The 16,719-nt window shown below is 40.7% G+C and carries 23 protein-coding genes; all 23 read right to left on the reverse strand.

Features of this window, described 5'->3' with window-relative positions:
• Positions 1-3 precede the first annotated feature (3 nt).
• The 23 genes from HNQ56_RS03950 to HNQ56_RS04060 all read right to left on the reverse strand — a co-directional run bounded on the left by HNQ56_RS03950 (position 4) and on the right by HNQ56_RS04060 (position 16,686).
• Positions 4-594, reverse strand: a complete 591-nt coding sequence (locus HNQ56_RS03950) for a major tail protein (RefSeq protein ID WP_429143056.1) — start codon at positions 592-594, stop codon at positions 4-6.
• 3 nt (positions 595-597) lie between these two features.
• Positions 598-939: a hypothetical protein gene (locus HNQ56_RS03955; RefSeq protein WP_429143058.1), complete on the reverse strand. Its 342-nt coding sequence runs from the start codon at positions 937-939 to the stop codon at positions 598-600.
• On the reverse strand, positions 936-1,367 hold the full coding sequence (locus tag HNQ56_RS03960) for an HK97 gp10 family phage protein (RefSeq protein WP_429143060.1): 432 nt from the start codon (positions 1,365-1,367) through the stop codon (positions 936-938). The genes HNQ56_RS03955 and HNQ56_RS03960 overlap by 4 nt, the downstream gene beginning before the upstream one ends.
• 5 nt (positions 1,368-1,372) lie before the next feature.
• Complete coding sequence (locus tag HNQ56_RS03965) at positions 1,373-1,708, reverse strand: head-tail adaptor protein (protein WP_429143062.1); 336 nt, start codon at positions 1,706-1,708, stop codon at positions 1,373-1,375.
• 3 nt (positions 1,709-1,711) lie between these two features.
• On the reverse strand, positions 1,712-2,029 hold the full coding sequence (locus tag HNQ56_RS03970) for a head-tail connector protein (protein WP_429143064.1): 318 nt from the start codon (positions 2,027-2,029) through the stop codon (positions 1,712-1,714).
• Positions 2,030-2,048: 19 nt separating this feature from the next.
• A complete protein-coding gene (locus tag HNQ56_RS03975; protein ID WP_429143066.1) occupies positions 2,049-2,408 on the reverse strand; it encodes a head fiber protein in 360 nt (119 codons plus the stop codon).
• 12 nt (positions 2,409-2,420) lie between these two features.
• Entirely contained in the window at positions 2,421-3,626 is a 1,206-nt protein-coding gene (locus HNQ56_RS03980; RefSeq protein WP_429143068.1) for a phage major capsid protein, read from the reverse strand.
• 18 nt (positions 3,627-3,644) lie between these two features.
• Positions 3,645-4,346, reverse strand: a complete 702-nt coding sequence (locus HNQ56_RS03985) for a head maturation protease, ClpP-related (RefSeq protein ID WP_429143070.1) — start codon at positions 4,344-4,346, stop codon at positions 3,645-3,647.
• Entirely contained in the window at positions 4,343-5,590 is a 1,248-nt protein-coding gene (locus HNQ56_RS03990; protein ID WP_429143072.1) for a phage portal protein, read from the reverse strand. Before HNQ56_RS03990 ends, HNQ56_RS03985 begins: the two co-directional genes overlap by 4 nt.
• Before the next feature lie 91 nt (positions 5,591-5,681).
• Positions 5,682-6,050 carry a hypothetical protein gene (locus tag HNQ56_RS03995; RefSeq protein ID WP_429143074.1) on the reverse strand — a complete coding sequence of 123 codons (369 nt, stop codon included), beginning with the start codon at positions 6,048-6,050 and terminating at the stop codon, positions 5,682-5,684.
• 36 nt (positions 6,051-6,086) lie between these two features.
• Entirely contained in the window at positions 6,087-6,839 is a 753-nt protein-coding gene (locus tag HNQ56_RS04000) for a DUF7662 domain-containing protein (protein WP_429143075.1), read from the reverse strand.
• Between the two features lie 89 nt (positions 6,840-6,928).
• Positions 6,929-8,527: a terminase large subunit gene (locus tag HNQ56_RS04005; RefSeq protein ID WP_429143816.1), complete on the reverse strand. Its 1,599-nt coding sequence runs from the start codon at positions 8,525-8,527 to the stop codon at positions 6,929-6,931.
• Between the two features lie 72 nt (positions 8,528-8,599).
• Positions 8,600-8,779: a DUF5049 domain-containing protein gene (locus tag HNQ56_RS04010; protein WP_429143077.1), complete on the reverse strand. Its 180-nt coding sequence runs from the start codon at positions 8,777-8,779 to the stop codon at positions 8,600-8,602.
• Positions 8,780-8,899: 120 nt separating this feature from the next.
• On the reverse strand, positions 8,900-9,127 hold the full coding sequence (locus tag HNQ56_RS04015) for a DUF4314 domain-containing protein (protein WP_429143079.1): 228 nt from the start codon (positions 9,125-9,127) through the stop codon (positions 8,900-8,902).
• Positions 9,124-9,816 (reverse strand): virulence protein, encoded by a 693-nt coding sequence (locus HNQ56_RS04020; protein WP_429143081.1) that lies wholly within the window; start codon positions 9,814-9,816, stop codon positions 9,124-9,126. Before HNQ56_RS04020 ends, HNQ56_RS04015 begins: the two co-directional genes overlap by 4 nt.
• A gap of 104 nt (positions 9,817-9,920) precedes the next feature.
• On the reverse strand, positions 9,921-11,741 hold the full coding sequence (locus HNQ56_RS04025) for a DNA cytosine methyltransferase (RefSeq protein ID WP_429143083.1): 1,821 nt from the start codon (positions 11,739-11,741) through the stop codon (positions 9,921-9,923).
• On the reverse strand, positions 11,731-12,990 hold the full coding sequence (locus tag HNQ56_RS04030; RefSeq protein ID WP_488167871.1) for a site-specific DNA-methyltransferase: 1,260 nt from the start codon (positions 12,988-12,990) through the stop codon (positions 11,731-11,733). Before HNQ56_RS04030 ends, HNQ56_RS04025 begins: the two co-directional genes overlap by 11 nt.
• A 155-nt stretch (positions 12,991-13,145) precedes the next feature.
• On the reverse strand, positions 13,146-13,724 hold the full coding sequence (locus HNQ56_RS04035) for a P27 family phage terminase small subunit (RefSeq protein ID WP_429143084.1): 579 nt from the start codon (positions 13,722-13,724) through the stop codon (positions 13,146-13,148).
• Positions 13,725-13,837: 113 nt separating this feature from the next.
• A complete protein-coding gene (locus HNQ56_RS04040) occupies positions 13,838-14,197 on the reverse strand; it encodes an HNH endonuclease (protein ID WP_429143086.1) in 360 nt (119 codons plus the stop codon).
• 106 nt (positions 14,198-14,303) lie between these two features.
• Complete coding sequence (locus HNQ56_RS04045; RefSeq protein WP_429143087.1) at positions 14,304-14,750, reverse strand: DUF1492 domain-containing protein; 447 nt, start codon at positions 14,748-14,750, stop codon at positions 14,304-14,306.
• Positions 14,743-15,006, reverse strand: coding sequence for a hypothetical protein (locus HNQ56_RS04050; RefSeq protein ID WP_429143089.1), 264 nt, complete (start codon positions 15,004-15,006; stop codon positions 14,743-14,745). The genes HNQ56_RS04045 and HNQ56_RS04050 overlap by 8 nt, the downstream gene beginning before the upstream one ends.
• A gap of 53 nt (positions 15,007-15,059) precedes the next feature.
• Positions 15,060-16,424, reverse strand: coding sequence for an SNF2-related protein (locus HNQ56_RS04055; protein ID WP_429143091.1), 1,365 nt, complete (start codon positions 16,422-16,424; stop codon positions 15,060-15,062).
• The gene (locus tag HNQ56_RS04060) at positions 16,405-16,686 is read right to left on the reverse strand and encodes a VRR-NUC domain-containing protein (protein ID WP_429143092.1); all 282 of its coding nucleotides are present in this window, start codon (positions 16,684-16,686) and stop codon (positions 16,405-16,407) included. The genes HNQ56_RS04055 and HNQ56_RS04060 overlap by 20 nt, the downstream gene beginning before the upstream one ends.
• Positions 16,687-16,719 lie beyond the last annotated feature (33 nt).

Consider the following 16,719-nt stretch of genomic DNA (forward strand, 5'->3'; position numbering starts at 1 on the left):
CTCCTAAGGTTCTGGTGTATATACTGGTTCGTAAACTTCCGTGAACCAACCAGTAATAGTTGCAGAAGAAACACCTGCATCACCTTCTGTGACTTCTGCTTTCCATGGATGTTTTCCAAGACCGTCTAGCTTATTTCTTCTCATTACCGTTCCCTCAATTGTAGGTGTAGAGAATGTAATAGAATCTGCCTTCGTCTGCAAGTTGGTTGCCGGCAGACCGAATTTAATTCGGTACAGCCAGAAATATCGGTATGTCCCATTGGCTTTTTGAGCACGAAATCCTACTGCAACTGGGGTACCTACATTCTCACTTGCAGAAATTAATACTCCGTTATCATCCGTAGTAGCACCCGTTAAATCAGCTGCTACTGTGGGACCAATATCATCTACACCGAGCGTGAGTGTACCACTGTTAAAATCCTTCACAACCTCAGCGGCACCGTCATCTGCATACAAAATCGCTTCTACCAACTCCACTGAGAGTTCAGCGGTGATGGCCTTTGCTAGTACGGAAGGTACAGCATAGGTTTCCTCACCATTTGCATCTTCCGTTATTTTTGAATAATACAATCTATCAAGACCGATTGTTGCCATATGTTACTCCTCCAATCTATAGTTTTTTGCCACATCAATGGCATAATGGTGATATCCGGTATCGTCCTCATGTCCAATATACCGACGTTCCGTCACAGTGAAATCTGCATTTAATAAAGCCATTGTGAGTTGCCTTTTCTTCTCTAAATAGTTATTTTTAGAGAACAAAGATATCCTTGCTTCCTGAACCTCAAATCCCGGACGGTTATCCGCATGGACTTCGAAGATGTCTGAAAGAGGAAGTATCACAACATATACATCTGGTGCTAGACCGGAAAAAACACCGGTTTCCACTGGGAGCGGTATCGCAGTTACGAGGATATTCAATTCTTCTAGAATGTTCATATCTTACTGATCTCCTCCTCCAATTTAGCTATCATTGCATTCATACATGGTTTTCGAGATGCAGTTTTTGCTGGTTTCAAAAAGGGCTTTGCTGGTTGACCATGCTTACCGTATTCGATGATACCCGCAATTTTAGCATTACTCTCTCCGTCAGACCGTGGCTCTGCAAAACCAACTTTCACATTGAAGTTTCCGTTTTTATCTTGCCTTGCACCAGAAAGGCCCAGTGAGGATTTTAGGCTGCCAGTGCTCCTTGAAGCATACTTCGTATTCCTGCCGATTACCTTATTTAGATTGCTTTTCACTTTATCTAGCACTATTTCACCACCAACTTCTAAAACTTTAGGAAGAATTACATCGGTCTTATCAGCAAGCCGAGATACTTTTAACTGAAATTCCTCCGGCATCTTGATATTGACTTTTGCCATACTCATCACCTCACAGTTGGCTTTATTTTTTCTGTTAGAACCTCAACATACATACCACGGCTTCTTACATCCTCAGCACTTAAAGTCTCATATCTGCCATCTTCACAGACTATAATCATTTCATTCGTTACCTTAAGTTCAGGAATTTTCCGAAACCGAAAAAGTGATGATGCAGTAGAAAACGAAGCCATATTGGTCCATCTCTCACTGCCATGACGATCTTCCTTATAGGCACGTACACTAGCGAGTATGTTATCTCCCTTTGTGACGAAACCCTCCTCATCCTTAATTGGTACTGTGCTAATGATATCAATGAACGTATTCATCTTTCCAAAGCTCATAATTTACACCTTCCAATCCCGGTCGAGTCTAAGAAGAAGGTTTACTGTATTCCAAACCTGTTGACCTGCTTGCACGTTATCGGCAAAAAAACCACCTGTCGAACCATCTCTGCTTTCGTAGAAATGGCCCGACAGCATAATCACTGCTTGTTCTGTAGTGGGTGGCATAGTATTTTCCGTGTAATACCCCTCAACAACATGCTGATAGCTCTCCGCATAGGAGACGGCAGCTTTAATGTAATGTAGTAGAAGTCCATCATCTACATCATGATTCAGAATCAGGTTCGCTTTTACTTTAGGAAGAAGATTATCGGTTGTCATGCCATCCGTCTCCTTTCAATCATTCTTCGTCTGCCTCCATTAACCCGGCTGTTTTCAGTTTAGCGAGAAGGGCATTGAAATCCGTAACCAGATCAGTGGCATCGGTGGCAGTGCTATCCGCCTGATTTGCTGCTACAGGTATTTCAGGTACAACGGGATATGTTGGTACATAAAGGATTCCATCTTCACCGATTTTAACTGCTACCGTATCTGTCTCCTCCTTAGCAGCAGCTTTCACGCCACCAAGAGCAGTTTCTGAAGCAGGTGCGGCTGTGGAGGTAAGCCCCGTTACCGAGGCTCCTTCCTTGATTTCAAGAGTTCCACCGATGACAGTTTTCTCTCCGCCTTGTTCGGTATAGTTCTTTGTGTTATAGCTCATAATGCACCTCCGTTAAGCTTTCTGCTGAAGTACCTTGATGGCTTCAGGCAGAATCAATTTCCCATCTACACGCTGAGTAGCGACAAATCCGACCTGACCAGTAACAGCATAGAGTTCATTAAGTCTCTTAAACACACGACCTTGACGGTCAGCTACCCAATAATAGCTAAAATCACCAAATGTAATTGTCTTCGCTCCAGCTGCAATAGCAGGTACGTAGGATGAAGTATACAGTGGACGGTTGAGAATGGTATCTGGAGTTCCAGCCTGTATCGATGGCTGCCATAGGTACTGACCTTGACCGTCTTTTAGCTTACGAATTGCCTTCACTGTTGAATCATTCATGATGAATACAGACCTATTACGATAAGGAGCTTTTAGTGAATAGAACAGGTCAAGCACTTCATCGATAGTAATCGCTGTAGCACCGGCTGTAGTTACACCTAGTTGTGCTCCTCCTGTGGCTGCTAGGATACCGGTCGGTTTACCAGAACCATCACCAGTGAAGAAAGCTTCCTCCTCTTTGTTGCCGATACGTCTTGCAAATTCCCTTGAAATATAAGGCTCAAGTTGAAATACACTATCGTTTAGAAGTTCCTCAGAAACCTTGATCATCGTACCTAGCTTATAAGCACCAATGGAAACTTGACCGAAGCTGTCATCACTATCCGGGATGGTACCTTCCTCATCAACCCATGATGCTGTTCCCTTAGATGCAACCACCGGAATTTTTCTATCGCCGGAAGAAGTAGTAATAACTTTTGCGAGCCTTCTGAAGAGGTTTTCTTCCTCAAGACCCTCTACTAGAGTACGTTCAAATTCGTCGGGAACAAGATATCCACCTTCGGTGTCAGTTCCGATTTGTAAAGCATTTCTCACAACTGGATCGAGTCCTTCACCAGCACGAGTACGCATAGCATTCCAGAATGCCTTTTTATACTCTGCAGACGCACGACCAGTCTTCTCCTCTATGCCTTTGGATGGATTGTTTGTAATAGGGTTGCTGGTAGCTTTTGAAAGCTCTAGGTCGATTGCTGCCTGACGTTCCAAACGTTCTATTTCCTTTCCAAGAGCCACAACGTCTGCTTCCATCTTTTCATATGTTGCAGTGTCTTCAGCGGATAGTAATCCATCGCCACCACGTTTCGTATCAAGGAATGCTTTTGTCGCATCCCATGTCTTAGCACGCTTCTCGCGCAATTCAAGAATTTTACTCATTGTATTTCCTCCTTTAAATTAGTGAGAAATTAAAGAAAGCCGCTTATCCAGCGACTCTATCGGGGTACCCATTTTCGTTTTTTGCTTCTTGGGGATTTTCCCAAGTAGCGAGTTACATACTGCTGTACGGGAAAATATAAGTCCTTGACCCGTATCGAGTGGACTATGCCCTTCATCTTCAGTGAACATAATTTTGTCTGCAAAGCCGAGTTCAATTGCTTTATTGGCGTTCATCCACGTTTCCGCATCCATTAGATGCGAAATTTTAGCTCGGGATAGTCCAGATTTCAGTTCATATGCATTGATGATGCTTTCCTTTACCTCGTCTAACAAGGCTTTAGCACGGAGCATCTCCTCGCTATCTCCAATAGCAATGGTTGAAGGATTATGGATCATAAGCATTGATACCGGGGACATATACACATCTCCACCTGCCATAGCAATAACCGATGCCGCACTTGCTGCCAGTCCATCAATCTTTACGGTTACATTTCCTACATAATCCATCAACATGTTATAGATCTGTGCAGCGGCAAATACATCACCCCCGGGTGAGTTAATCCATACCGTGACATTTCCAGAGCCAGCCATTAATTCATCCTTGAATATCTTAGGTGTTACTTCGTCACCCCACCAAGTCTCGTCAGAGATTTCTCCATTGAGATAAAGAGTACGATCCTCGGTGGCTTCATCCCGCACCCAGTTCCAAAATTTTCTCATTGGCTATTTGCCTCCTTTTCATAAAAATTGCCCGCCTGTGAGAGCGGGAGCATATTGCCATTCACAAGATACAAATCGCCACCTTCTTCCGTAGGGATGCGATTCATATTCTCCAGTTCACGAATGTCATTTGCAGACATCCACCCATTTTGCCTTCCGACTGAATAGCCATTCATTCGGCTCTGGTAATCACCACGTAGCAACCCATCCAGATTAAACTTAATAAACAGTGTTGTTTTCTCAGATGGTAGAATTAACGCTTGTTGTAGGCTTTGTTCCCATCGAATCACCCATGGATCAAGCGTGTATTTTACAAACTCCAAAGACTGTTGCTCGATGTTGGAGAAGCTGGATTTTTCAAGGTCACCCACCATATGAGGAGGTACACGAAAGATACGTGCAATTTCGTTGATTTGGAACTTCCGTGTTTCAAGAAATTGTGCCTGTTCAGGCGGGATACCAATGGCTTGAAACTTCATACCCTCTTCCAATACAGCAACCTTATGAGCGTTTCCGCTTCCTTGGTAAGCACTGTTCCAGCTATCTTTCACCCGCTGAATATCCTTGATTACCCCTGGATGTTCCAGTACACCACCCGGATTTGCACCATTAGCGAAAAACGTAGCACCATATTCCTCTGTGGCTAATGACATACCAATAGCGTTCTTAGCCATTGCTATGGGGCTGTAGCCAATTAGTCCATCAAATCCAAGACCAGGAATGTGAAGAACTTCATCTTTGCGGAGTGTGACATAACCGCCTTTGGGATTTATACCACTCTCGTCAACATCACGATAATATTTATAAACCAACTCTCCATTTTGGGTTCGGTTAACTTCCATCTTGCTTGGTAGTAGAGGATAAAGTGCAATTGCCTCACCACGCCCGTTTCGGACAATCTGTGCGTAAGCATTTCCCCAAAGTAAAAGATGACTCATCAGCGTTTCTCGAAACACAAATGAAGTCATCTCTGGATTTGGTTCATCATGAAGAAGGTGATACAAAGGATGAAAAGGAATTCTTTCTTTCCCTCCATCTGAACGATATCTGTAAACGTGCAATGGAAGTCCTGCTATAGCTTCAGCTAGAATTCTCACGCATGCATATACGGCAGTTGTTTGCATGGCGGATCGCTCATTGACCATTTTCCCAGCAGTTGTTCCGCCAAACAAAAATGAAAAAGAACTACCTACACTGTTTTGCGGTTTATCTCTTGATTTGAACATTCCTTTTAATAGATTCATAAGCGTCACCTCCGAATAAAAATCGCATGAAAAAAGCACCTCATTATGAGATGCTTATAGAATTTAAGTATTTACTTAAAGATTGCTTTATTTACTCATTATCCTGCATATTTTTTGTCTCATAATCATCTAGAAATTCCTTTAGATGGTCGAATCTTGTTAAATATTCCCTTGCCTTGCTATGAGACGTTTTTAAATCATAACCTTTACCTTCGAAATGTTCAACCAGAGCAGAATGGTACCTAACTCTTCCTTCATCGCCGTCTGTTAGAACATCGATTATGTTTAAACCTATCCAAGGATTGTTGCCAATAAATATGGAATCCGTGAAATAAGTATCAACCGTATTAACATTAGGGTAATTATTAGATAGCCAATTTATGAACAATCGCTTTAAACGGTCTTTTTCAAAGTTATTTCTCTTCTTCGTAAAATCTATGCTGCTTAGCAACTCATACATACTCTCACCCCCATTAGTTTAAGTTTGTAGTAATTTTTAAATCTCAGGCATTATGAATTCGCCACTATTTATGCGTTTTAATAAATCATTAGCAGTCTCATATGCATCATGGAAATCATTTTTTAACCTATCAGAGTTTGCTGCAACCTCTAATGCTTGAACTGCTCTTCCAGATTCAATAATCCTCCATAGAGAATTCACACGGGTTCGAGTACCTCCTTCATCTTTATCAGCATTTTCTCCTTTATTATAGATTTCACTTATTAATTCTGCTTTTTTTGTATTATCTTTCAATTCATCAATGCGTAAGAGAAAGGCTTCCATATACAGTGCAACAAACCATAGACCCGCTGAGCGATATGCTTTTTGAAACTGTGCCTCAGTAATAAACTTTGAAATTTTTATTCCTTCCTTTCCATATTGCCTTTTTTGCTCAAATACAACAAATCCTTCATCTATATTGACTTCAACAGTTTCATAACCTACACCCATCCAACTTAAGGCAATTGAATGAGAAGTTGTATTCGACCAAAATGCCCTATGCGTATATGCTGATGGAGGTAATTCAAAGCCAAGCATCTCTTCTATATCATCAAAAGTCAATCTCACTCTTGGTTTTTCACTATCATGAAGGTAATCAGATAGTAATCTGTATTTCTTACTTGGCGCTTGCAGTTCATTCATATCTTCTGATTCTGTTATTTCATTATTGCTTTCCAAATATGCTACCTTTTCTTCCAATACACTAATTCTGTTCAGCATTTCTAATATCACACGGTCGTAATCCATAACAATCCCTCCTTATATTATTAAGGCTATTATAGATTACATTTCATGACATGTCAATACTATAAATGTATTTTTAGTATTTTCCATGACTAAAAGACAATTAATCCACGATTATCATAAACAGAATTTCCTGTTCTACTACAACGAATAGCTCTATCCAGAGCCATAATTGTTGCAACTGCACCATCTATCTTTTCTGTACTCTTTTCCTTATCCGGCTTAATGTTTCCTGCCGGATCAGTTCTAATAAAGATATTATCCATCATCCATCGAAGTACTGGGTGTCCACCGTGAGCAATTTTCTCTTCCAGTGTCAACTTCATTAACTCTTTCGTTGGTGGTGACATATCTTTAAATCCTTGACCGAATGGAACAACTGTTAATCCTAGACCTTCTAGGTTCTGCACCATCTGAACTGCACCCCAACGGTCAAATGCTATTTCAAGAATGTTATACTTCATCCCCAACTCTTCAATAAAGTTTTCAATGAAGCCATAGTGAACCACATTACCTTCTGTAGTTTGTAAAAAGCCTTGTTTTTCCCATATATCATAAGGTACATGGTCTCGTCTCACTCTTAGTTCGAGGTTATCTTCTGGTATCCAAAAATAAGGTAGAATGATATATTTGTCATCTTCATACTCTGGTGGAAAGACAAGAACAAAAGCAGTTATATCTGTAGTTGAAGATAGGTCCAAGCCACCATAGCATTGTCTACCTTTAAGACTTTCTGAGTCTACTACAAAAGCACATTTATCCCACTTCTCCATAGGCATCCAACGAACTGATTGTTTCACCCACTGGTTTAATCTAAGCTGCCTGAATAAGTTTTCTTCCGCTGGATTTTGCCTTGCACTTTCACATGCAATTTGTATCTTTTCAATATCTACCGTAATACCCATTGAGGGGTTGGCTTTCGCCCATACTTTCGGATCTGTCCAGTCTTCGTCTTCATCAGCGCCGTAAATGACTGGATAAAATGTGGGGTCAACCTTTCGCCCATCCAGGATGTCCTTGGCCTTTTGGTGTACTTCATAGCATATGGAGTGCTGATCATTTCCGGCAGTAGTAATTAGGAAATACAGCGGTTGCTTTCTTGCATCTCCAGAACCGTGAGTCATAACATCAAAAAGCTGACGGTTTGGCTGTGCATGTAACTCATCGAATACCACTCCATGAACATTTAAACCGTGCTTTGTATATGCCTCAGCAGAAAGAACCTGATAGAAACTTCCAAGAGGTTTATAAACTAACCTCTTCTGAGAAAGCACAGGTTTTATTCTAGCTTTAAGTGCAGGGCACTGCTCTACCATATCTACTGCCACATCAAAAACAATGGAGGCTTGTTGACGGTCAGAAGCACAGCCATACACCTCACCACCATGTTCGTAATCACCACATGTAAGAAGAAGTGCTACTGCTGCGGCGAGTTCAGACTTTCCTTGCTTTTTAGCTATCTCGATATAGGCTGTATTAAACTGACGATAGCCATTTGGTTTTATAACACCAAATACATCTCGAATAATTTGCTCTTGCCAATCGATTAGTTCAAAAGGCTGACCATACCATTCTCCCTTAGTGTGCTTTAAACAATTTATAAAGGCCACTGCTGTATCAGCCGAGTCCTTATTATAAACCGAACCATCTGCTTTGAAGATGGTCGGCTTGTATGTCTTTAGTTTTCGTATCGCCGCCACCTCCCCCGAGGATACTGAAAAAGGAACCCCATAAGAGTTCCTTTTCATAAATGTTGTTTGATTTTATTTGACTTCACCCGTAAGAATGAAGCGAACATAATCATCTCTATGTTCCGATAGGTAATCAATCAATTCATAGTACCCATCACGTTCTGCAATATCGATAACAACAGGAATGTCAAACATATTGGTTTCACCTGTTTCTCGAATTGCTAGTATTTGATCTTTAATTTCTTCGGTCATTCATCATCCTCCTCTGCTGAGTCGTTAACAGCGTTTCGTAAGATATCAATATTAAATACATCTTTGTACGGAGTGTAATCTACACTATCTTTTATTATTTTCATAGGACTAAATGTGTATTTAGTCCTTGATTTTCCGACAGGAATCCTCACCAAAGACTACACCTAAAGAACTTCCTCTGTCCCATTTTACATGAATTGTTCCAATATCATCGACACTGGTAACTGTCCCTTTATCTCCAGGTTGAAGATTCGTATATGGATCATCCATTTGGATAAGAACCACTCTCGTTCCAGGTGTGTAATACTCTTTAAGTTGTTTCAACATTTCCGGATGAATTATCTTCACGATTGCTCCACCTCCCCAGCCATTGATTGCGTACTTTTAAAAGCAGAACTTCCTGTTAACTTGGAAAGTAAAATCTTACGATCTACCTTATATTCTGAGCCTATAAAACCAAGGCGAAGGAGAAAACATCGAAATGCATATTTTTCATTTTCCACTTCTTTAGATGTAGCCGATATTCTCACCTGCTTCTTTGCCATTTCACATAATGCTGAAATAAAATGTGTATAAGCTTTGACCTCATCTGAAGTTGAGTTAAAAGCAAACCAAGGAAATCGAAGTGTTTCTTCGGTCTGCTCAATCCGAAGTGAAGAAACACTGAGTGCTTTCTTAATTAGATACCCTTTACTTTCGATTAGCTTTTCAAAATTTGCAAAAGCAGTATCAGTGAAACCCTCCTTCAGCATCTCGATTACAAGCAAGTCACAAGCGTTTGTGTTGCCCTGTGTTGCGCTTTCAGGCTCTTCAAAGGCAAACCCTCGACCTGCAAGTTTATCAAGTAGTGTTTCCACCGTTTCGCTGTCTGCTTGGTCATCAATGATAAGTGTTCCTTCCTTATCCACCTGCAAGCTATCAATATCATAAATGAACGTAGGTGCTCCTCTATAAACTGGTTTTGTTTCGAGAATCTCACTGATTGCAATCACCAGTGCTTTACGTTCACTTCCTGAACGGTTAAATCTTATTTCCATATCTCATACCACCTTTCTTTTTGGTAGTGTTATATATCACTCTAAACCGAGTAAATAGCAAGTAGTATGTAGATTAATTCTTACATTCTACTGCTGAAACAATATCAAGAAGAAAGTTCTACAATTCCAGCCAATACATAACAGACGCATGGTAAGGCAACACCGTTTCCCCACATTTTATATTCCGCTGAATCAGAGTGTGGGTCTTGCAACCATTTGATAATTTGGCTCCGAGATTTTGGTTTCGAAGTAGTCCCGATGATTTTTCGGTGCGTTTCAAATACATCAGACCAAAACAAAATATCTTCTTCTGTAGGATTTTCTATTCCAAGGTCACTACACCACCAATCTGGAAAACCTTGTAGTCTTGCACACTCAGTTGGTGTCAGTCTTCGCACAATATATTCCGCACCTGCAGTATCATTAATTAACGGAGGGTCTTTATAATCTGTTGCCACAAGTGTATTAGCAAGTTCCATTTCAGCATTGGTAAAAAACGAAGCCTTGCTTGATGAATAGGTTGGAGTGGCTACAGCACTTGGCCCCTGAGCATTTAGTGTTGAAGAGATACCCGCTTCACTGATACCTAAGTTTCTTGCAAAGTTCTGTCCACAATTAAATGTTTCTCGATCAATGGCATAAACTACAGCATGCTTATCTACGGTATTTAAGGTGAAAGAAACATCCTCGCTCACACCGTCTCCTTGTGGACCATTGCAATCTTTTCTACCAATCATGGATCCTTGCAAAGCAACCACAGCGATACCACCTTGGTTACATGTTGGATTTCCTCCGTTACAATCCACGGTTCGAGAGGTATTAGCCTCATAGAAACCACTACTTGGGTTATCGGATTTCATTGAGTTACTATCTTTAGCACATATTCCAAAAGCAGTCGGTACAAATAAGGTCTGATCATTATTGCAGGAAATCGTGGCTGACTTATTATCCTGAATTAATGCTCCCTTACCACCACCTTCACAGCCGCACCGAATTTTTAATGTCTTAGGTGTTTCTACAACAAAGGGTTGATTATTACCACCGGTTCCAAACTTGGCAAGAACTGTCTGTGCTGTTTCCAGTGGTCCCACATATCGGCTGTCCTGTGAATGGTTTTCAAATACAAGTGGAGGATGATTAGCTTTAGCACGAAGCGTACTAGTCATATCCTCAGTAACATCCATACGGTTTCCGCCTTGGTCATTCAGACAGACTGTGCCTGTTTCTCCAATGCTACTTTTAACATTGTTGGTAGTTCCTTGCCACGAACAGAAGCTCTGCGGAGAATACCCTGACATGCCTTCGGACTCAAATAATATTTTTCCGGCACACCTATCTGTAAAATCTGCGACAAGGTAGATACGTTTTCTTCGTTGGGGAACTCCCCAATATTGCGCATCAAAGGTTCTCCATGCAATGGAGAAATCTCCTCCCACGATTTCTCCTGCGTTAAGCCATTTGTTAGGTTTAGAAATAGATATGGTTTCATCTTTAACTCTTGCGATACTTTCAAGGACTGCTTTGAAGTCCTCTCCCTTATTTGAGGAGAATGCTCCTGGCACATTCTCCCACACGATAAATCTTGGATATTCGCCATTTGTAGCATACCTCATTTCTTTGATAATTCGAATTGCCTCATAAAAAAGGACGGATTGTTTTCCGTCCAGTCCAGCTCTTTTGCCTGCCACTGACATATCAGTGCATGGTGAGCCAAATGTTATAATATCAACCGGTTCTAATACAGAACCATTTAGTGTACTTATGTCACCATAGTGCTTCATGAAAGGCAGTTTCTTTGTTGTTACCCTAATAGGAAAAGGCTCTATTTCCGAAGACCAAATGGGTATAATACCATTTAGCACTCCACCCAGGGGAAATCCTCCACTCCCATCAAAGAGACTGCCAAGCGTAAGATTACGCTTCATCTGCAGCCACCTCCGGTATATCATGATATCTTAGTTCAGAACCATTTCTTAATAGAAATACACCATCGGAAGAACCTACCTGCTCAATATATCGTTTTACAATAACATCGCAATACTTTTCATCGAGCTCTATGGTATAGCAAATTCTATCTGTTTGCTCACAAGCAATCAATGTACTACCGGATCCGCCAAATGGATCAAGAATGATTGAATTTGTCAAACTGGAATTCCCGATTGGATAAGCAATAAGTGCAACTGGTTTCATCGTTGGATGGTCTGCATTTTTACTCGGCCTATTAAATTCCCAAATAGTCGTTTGTTTGCGGTCTGAGTACCACTGGTGCTTTCCATTTTTCTTCCATCCGAAGAGGATTGGTTCGTGTTGCCATTGATATGGACTTCTTCCCAGAACAAGACTTTGCTTTTTCCAAATGCAAGTACCACTTAAATAAAAGCCTGCATCTGAGAAAGCTTTTCTAAAGTTAAGTCCTTCTGTATCAGCATGAAAAACATAGATAGAACCGTCATCCGCAAGGCATTTCTCCATATTGCTAAAACTGTCAAAAAGGAAATGAAAAAAGGCATCTGCAGAAAGATTATCATTTTGTATCTTTCCTGCATTGCCTTCATATTTCACATTATAGGGTGGATCAGTAATGATTAAATTTGCCTTTTTACCATCCATTAATTTCACAAAGGATTCTGATTTGGTGCTGTCCCCACATAAAAGCCGGTGTCTACCCAAAATCCATAAATCACCTTGCTTCGAAATTAGTGGTTTTTTCAGTTCTTCATCAACATCAAAATCATCTTCTTTTACATCTTCAGTGGTGTTTAAAAGTGTATTTAATTCAGCCTCATCAAATCCTAAAAGGTTGAGATCAAACTCAAGTTCTTTTAGGCTTTCCAATTCTATGGATAGTAAATCCTTATCCCATCCTGCATCTTCAGCAAGCCTGTTATCTGCAATAATGTAAGCTTTCTTTTGTGCCTCCGATAAATGGTCAACAAATACACATGGCACTGTTTTTAGACCATCTTCTTTTGCAGCTAATACTCTGCCATGTCCAGCAATTATGTTATATTTTCTATCAATCAAAATCGGATTCACAAAGCCGAACTCCCTAAGACTTGACTGTAGTTTTTTTATCTGTTCTTTACTATGGGTTCTTGAATTATTCGCATATGGTACAAGTTTTGATATTTCAACCTGCTGCATTTCTTGTGTAAACTTCTTTTCATTATCCAAGTTAATCACTCCCGTCTTAGTAATTTGATAAGACCTTTATTCGCACCTAAAATATCTCCTGCGATTGCTTGCCCACGAATTGTTTTATACTGTTGTGTAGTTAATCTGTCCCTTTGCATCTTTAAATGCTTTAAAAACATATTAAGAGTCATACGCTACCTACCTTTTCTACCGGATAAAAGGCTCTCCATAATATCATCTTGCGGATTTCCAATAAATGATGTAGTGCAGTTCTGCTTTACAATATCAAAAATCTCATACCAGATTAGATTTGCCTGCTTTTGAAACGACTGGCTCATCTGTACAAATGGACTTGTAATAGCACCACCTGTTGTTGGATGTTTTCCTAAAAGTCCGTATGTACTGATTGCTTCCTCGCACTGGATATATCGGGTGAATGCCTGAGCATAGGCTTCAATTAATCGAGGATTAACAAATTTCTCGCATCCACGTTCTTTCAGCCATTTCCATGTTTCAGTGAATAATAAATCTGCACCTAACGGCTTACCATCCCTTTGCTTTGCACTAAGGTAATCACTCGGAGCAGGCATATCTTCACCGTATAAATCTGCAACTTCTTCTGGCTCATCGATTTTTAGTGCTGTTTCAGGCTGTAGGTCTGGCACTTCTAATACCTTTGCCGCCTTACCGTTCGTTATTTTTTCAGAAAGAGGTAATGGCTTATCGCCTGCTCGAACTCGCCTACCTCCTCTATTCGTTCCGTCTTTCGCCACATTTCTGCCCCTTTCATGACTTGCATGGTTAATCCCCTGTTTGAACCGCAACTTTTTTGCGTGATACCCCACGCCCGTTGCACGGATAAAAAGCTGCAGAGATTTTTATCCCCCTACCGGGTCCCCCAACGATCTCCATCTCTCGCAGTGATAGCAGAATGGCAAGGAGTACAAAGAGACATCAGATTTCTTTTATCGTGAGTTCCACCTTTTGCAAGAGACAAAATATGATGTACCTCTGCTGCTGGTGTCAGTTTTCCTTGCTTCTGACATTCTTCACAGAGAGGGTGGGCGGCAATATAACTGTCACGGATTCTCTTCCATGCTCTGCCGTATCTACGGCGTACAGCCGGATCTCGGTCGTACTTCTCGTAGCGTTTATTCTCTTGTTTCTCATGATGCTCACAGTACCTCCCATCTGTTAGCTCTGGGCAACCAGGATAAGAACACGGTCGCTTCGGTTTCTTTGGCATCGACATCACCTCCTTAATATAAAGAAAGCCCTGTAGGTTCAACCTACAAGGCCCGTTTCATTTTACTTTTCTGCTATTATAATAATATCACATAAGGTAGGGTGGCTTATAGTGGCTTTTCATGGCTTGTTTTAATAATGCGTTCTCTAACTGCATCCAATGCGTTCTTGTGCATACGGTAGATCCATCGCAAGTCATAATCCATCTCAACAGCTATCTGTTCCCATGTCTTGAAGCACAGATAACGAAGTTCCAGTAGCGTTCGGTATTCAGGGTTTTTTACCTTTTTCACAACTGCAGTTATCTCCGTTTTCAGTTCAACCAAATATCCAATATCCGCATTTATTTCATTCTCAAGGTCAATCAGCTTGGTAATGACGTCTTCCATACTGTGAATATTGCGGGTTGCAGAACCAGGCATATCAGATAATGTTGCTGTTGCCCTTGTGGTCAGATTACGAAGTGACATTACTTGCTCCAGCTTGCTATTTATGCGTTGATCAATATAATGCGCTTGACTAAGGTATTCTTTTACATTAAATCTCTCACTCATGGTTCATCACCTCTTCCCTCAATTTTTTCAGTAGCATATTTCCGTCAATACTTGTTATATTTGAAAACCATTTAGAGAGAAAGAAACGCTCCCCACTGAATTTCTCTTTATTTGCTTCGATACTATTAGGGTATTTTTTCAGTGTCTTTAATGCATCCCTATAATCCTTTACTGCTTGCAGAATTATGGCATTTGCTAAATTAGAAAATCCATCTTCTACAATGAACAGCTTAACTTGCATATTGTTTTTGTACATAAGCAATACCTCCGATTTAAGAATTTTATTTCCTCGGATTTACTCAGATTGTCTCAGATTTGCAGATTTGCCTTTACAGCTGCAATTAATGCGGATTGTGTATTGTCCTTTTGTGACAGTGCCTTTAAAATCCTCTCATCAATTGTTCCTTTGGCAACTATGTGCTGCACCACAACGGTACTTGCTGTCTGACCCTGTCTCCACAACCTAGCTATCGTCTGCTGATACAGTTCCAATGACCAGGTCATGCCAAACCATATGATTGTTGATCCACCACTTTGGAGATTTAATCCGTGTCCCCCACTCATTGGATGAAGGATTGCGACGGGGAGTTCTCCACTATTCCATTTTTCAATACTTGTAGCTGTATCAAGTTTTTCAAATGGTATCTTTAATTCATTTAGTTTTTTCGCTATTCTATCCATGTCATGACGGAACCAGTAAATTAGAAGTATCGGTTTGCCATTGGCAGCTTCTACAATATCCTCTAATGCATCTAGTTTCTTGTCGTGAATCTCAAGGACTGTGCCATCCTCAGCATAAATTGCACCATTAGCCATCTGACACAGCTTCCCTGAAAGAGTTGCTGCATTTGCAGCTGTGATCTCACCATCCGGTAGTTGCAAGACTAAATCTTTTTTCAGTTCCTCATATCGCTCCTTTTCCTTCTCGTCCAGATATACTTCATAATCGCTGCTTACCAGTTCAGGCATATTCAGATAATCAGTAGACTTCATGGAAATCGTGATATCTGATATTTTGTTATAAATCTGTTGTTCTGCACCCGGTAGCAATTTGTAACTGTAGACTATCGGACCATTCATCTTGTCGGGCTTAAAGTATGCATTACGATACTGACCAATAAATCGTCCGAGTCTTGCTCCCATATCAAGGAGACGAAATTCTGCAAATAAATCCATGTATCCATTATCAGTTGGTGTTCCGGTCAAGCCAACAATTCTTTTTGTCTTTGATCTGACCTTCATAAGGGAACGAAATCTCTTTGACTGCCAACTTTTAAAGGATGATAACTCATCTATGATTACCATATCAAAATCAAATGGAACACCACTTTTCTCAACAAGCCATTGTACGTTTTCACGGTTAATGATGTATATATCTGCCTGTTCATTTAAGGCGGAAAGCCTCTCTGACTCTGTTCCGACTGCTATGGAATATTTTAAGTCCCGTAGATGATGCCACTTCTGGATTTCTGCAGGCCATGTGTTTCTTGCCACACGTAGAGGTGCGATAATTAGAACTTTATGAATATCAAAATAGTCAAATAGTAGGGCATCCAAGGCAGTCAATGCAATAGATGTTTTTCCAAGACCCATATCAAGAAAGACAGCTGCAATTGGATGGGTCAGAATATAGTTAATGGCATACTTCTGATACTCATGAGGATTGTATTGCATCAAGAATACCTCCAATCTGCTCTTTCTCATCAAGGACAAATACCGGAAACCCTAAACTAAGAAGTAATTTAATCCTTGCAAGCTGCAGTGGTTTTGGCTTTTTACCGGGAGCCTTTATCTCAACAAAACCTACCTTCCCAACTGGTAATAAAACCAAGCGGTCGGGCATTCCATCAAAACCAGGTGATGTGAACTTCGGACAAATCCCTCCACGCTTTTTCACTTCTGTTCCTAACTTCTGTTCAATAACCTTTTCTCTCATACAAACCTCCATCAAAAATTGGGTTGTGTAGGT

This window comes from Anaerotaenia torta (assembly GCF_050433395.1).
Classification (GTDB): domain Bacteria; phylum Bacillota; class Clostridia; order Lachnospirales; family Lachnospiraceae; genus Mobilitalea; species Mobilitalea torta.

Coding starts and splice junctions, on each gene's coding strand:
- HNQ56_RS03960 (WP_429143060.1), bottom strand. CDS start 1,367: ATGGCAAAAGTCAATATCAAGATGCCGGAGGAATTTCAGTTAAAAGTA.
- HNQ56_RS04060 (WP_429143092.1), bottom strand. CDS start 16,686: ATGAGAGAAAAGGTTATTGAACAGAAGTTAGGAACAGAAGTGAAAAAG.
- HNQ56_RS03990 (WP_429143072.1), bottom strand. CDS start 5,590: ATGAATCTATTAAAAGGAATGTTCAAATCAAGAGATAAACCGCAAAAC.
- HNQ56_RS03980 (WP_429143068.1), bottom strand. CDS start 3,626: ATGAGTAAAATTCTTGAATTGCGCGAGAAGCGTGCTAAGACATGGGAT.
- HNQ56_RS04040 (WP_429143086.1), bottom strand. CDS start 14,197: ATGCCAAAGAAACCGAAGCGACCGTGTTCTTATCCTGGTTGCCCAGAG.
- HNQ56_RS04020 (WP_429143081.1), bottom strand. CDS start 9,816: ATGGAAATAAGATTTAACCGTTCAGGAAGTGAACGTAAAGCACTGGTG.
- HNQ56_RS03950 (WP_429143056.1), bottom strand. CDS start 594: ATGGCAACAATCGGTCTTGATAGATTGTATTATTCAAAAATAACGGAA.
- HNQ56_RS04000 (WP_429143075.1), bottom strand. CDS start 6,839: ATGGATTACGACCGTGTGATATTAGAAATGCTGAACAGAATTAGTGTA.
- HNQ56_RS03995 (WP_429143074.1), bottom strand. CDS start 6,050: ATGTATGAGTTGCTAAGCAGCATAGATTTTACGAAGAAGAGAAATAAC.
- HNQ56_RS03965 (WP_429143062.1), bottom strand. CDS start 1,708: ATGAGCTTTGGAAAGATGAATACGTTCATTGATATCATTAGCACAGTA.
- HNQ56_RS04045 (WP_429143087.1), bottom strand. CDS start 14,750: ATGAGTGAGAGATTTAATGTAAAAGAATACCTTAGTCAAGCGCATTAT.
- HNQ56_RS03970 (WP_429143064.1), bottom strand. CDS start 2,029: ATGACAACCGATAATCTTCTTCCTAAAGTAAAAGCGAACCTGATTCTG.
- HNQ56_RS03975 (WP_429143066.1), bottom strand. CDS start 2,408: ATGAGCTATAACACAAAGAACTATACCGAACAAGGCGGAGAGAAAACT.
- HNQ56_RS04050 (WP_429143089.1), bottom strand. CDS start 15,006: ATGTACAAAAACAATATGCAAGTTAAGCTGTTCATTGTAGAAGATGGA.
- HNQ56_RS04055 (WP_429143091.1), bottom strand. CDS start 16,424: ATGCAATACAATCCTCATGAGTATCAGAAGTATGCCATTAACTATATT.
- HNQ56_RS03955 (WP_429143058.1), bottom strand. CDS start 939: ATGAACATTCTAGAAGAATTGAATATCCTCGTAACTGCGATACCGCTC.
- HNQ56_RS04010 (WP_429143077.1), bottom strand. CDS start 8,779: ATGACCGAAGAAATTAAAGATCAAATACTAGCAATTCGAGAAACAGGT.
- HNQ56_RS03985 (WP_429143070.1), bottom strand. CDS start 4,346: ATGAGAAAATTTTGGAACTGGGTGCGGGATGAAGCCACCGAGGATCGT.
- HNQ56_RS04025 (WP_429143083.1), bottom strand. CDS start 11,741: ATGAAGCGTAATCTTACGCTTGGCAGTCTCTTTGATGGGAGTGGAGGA.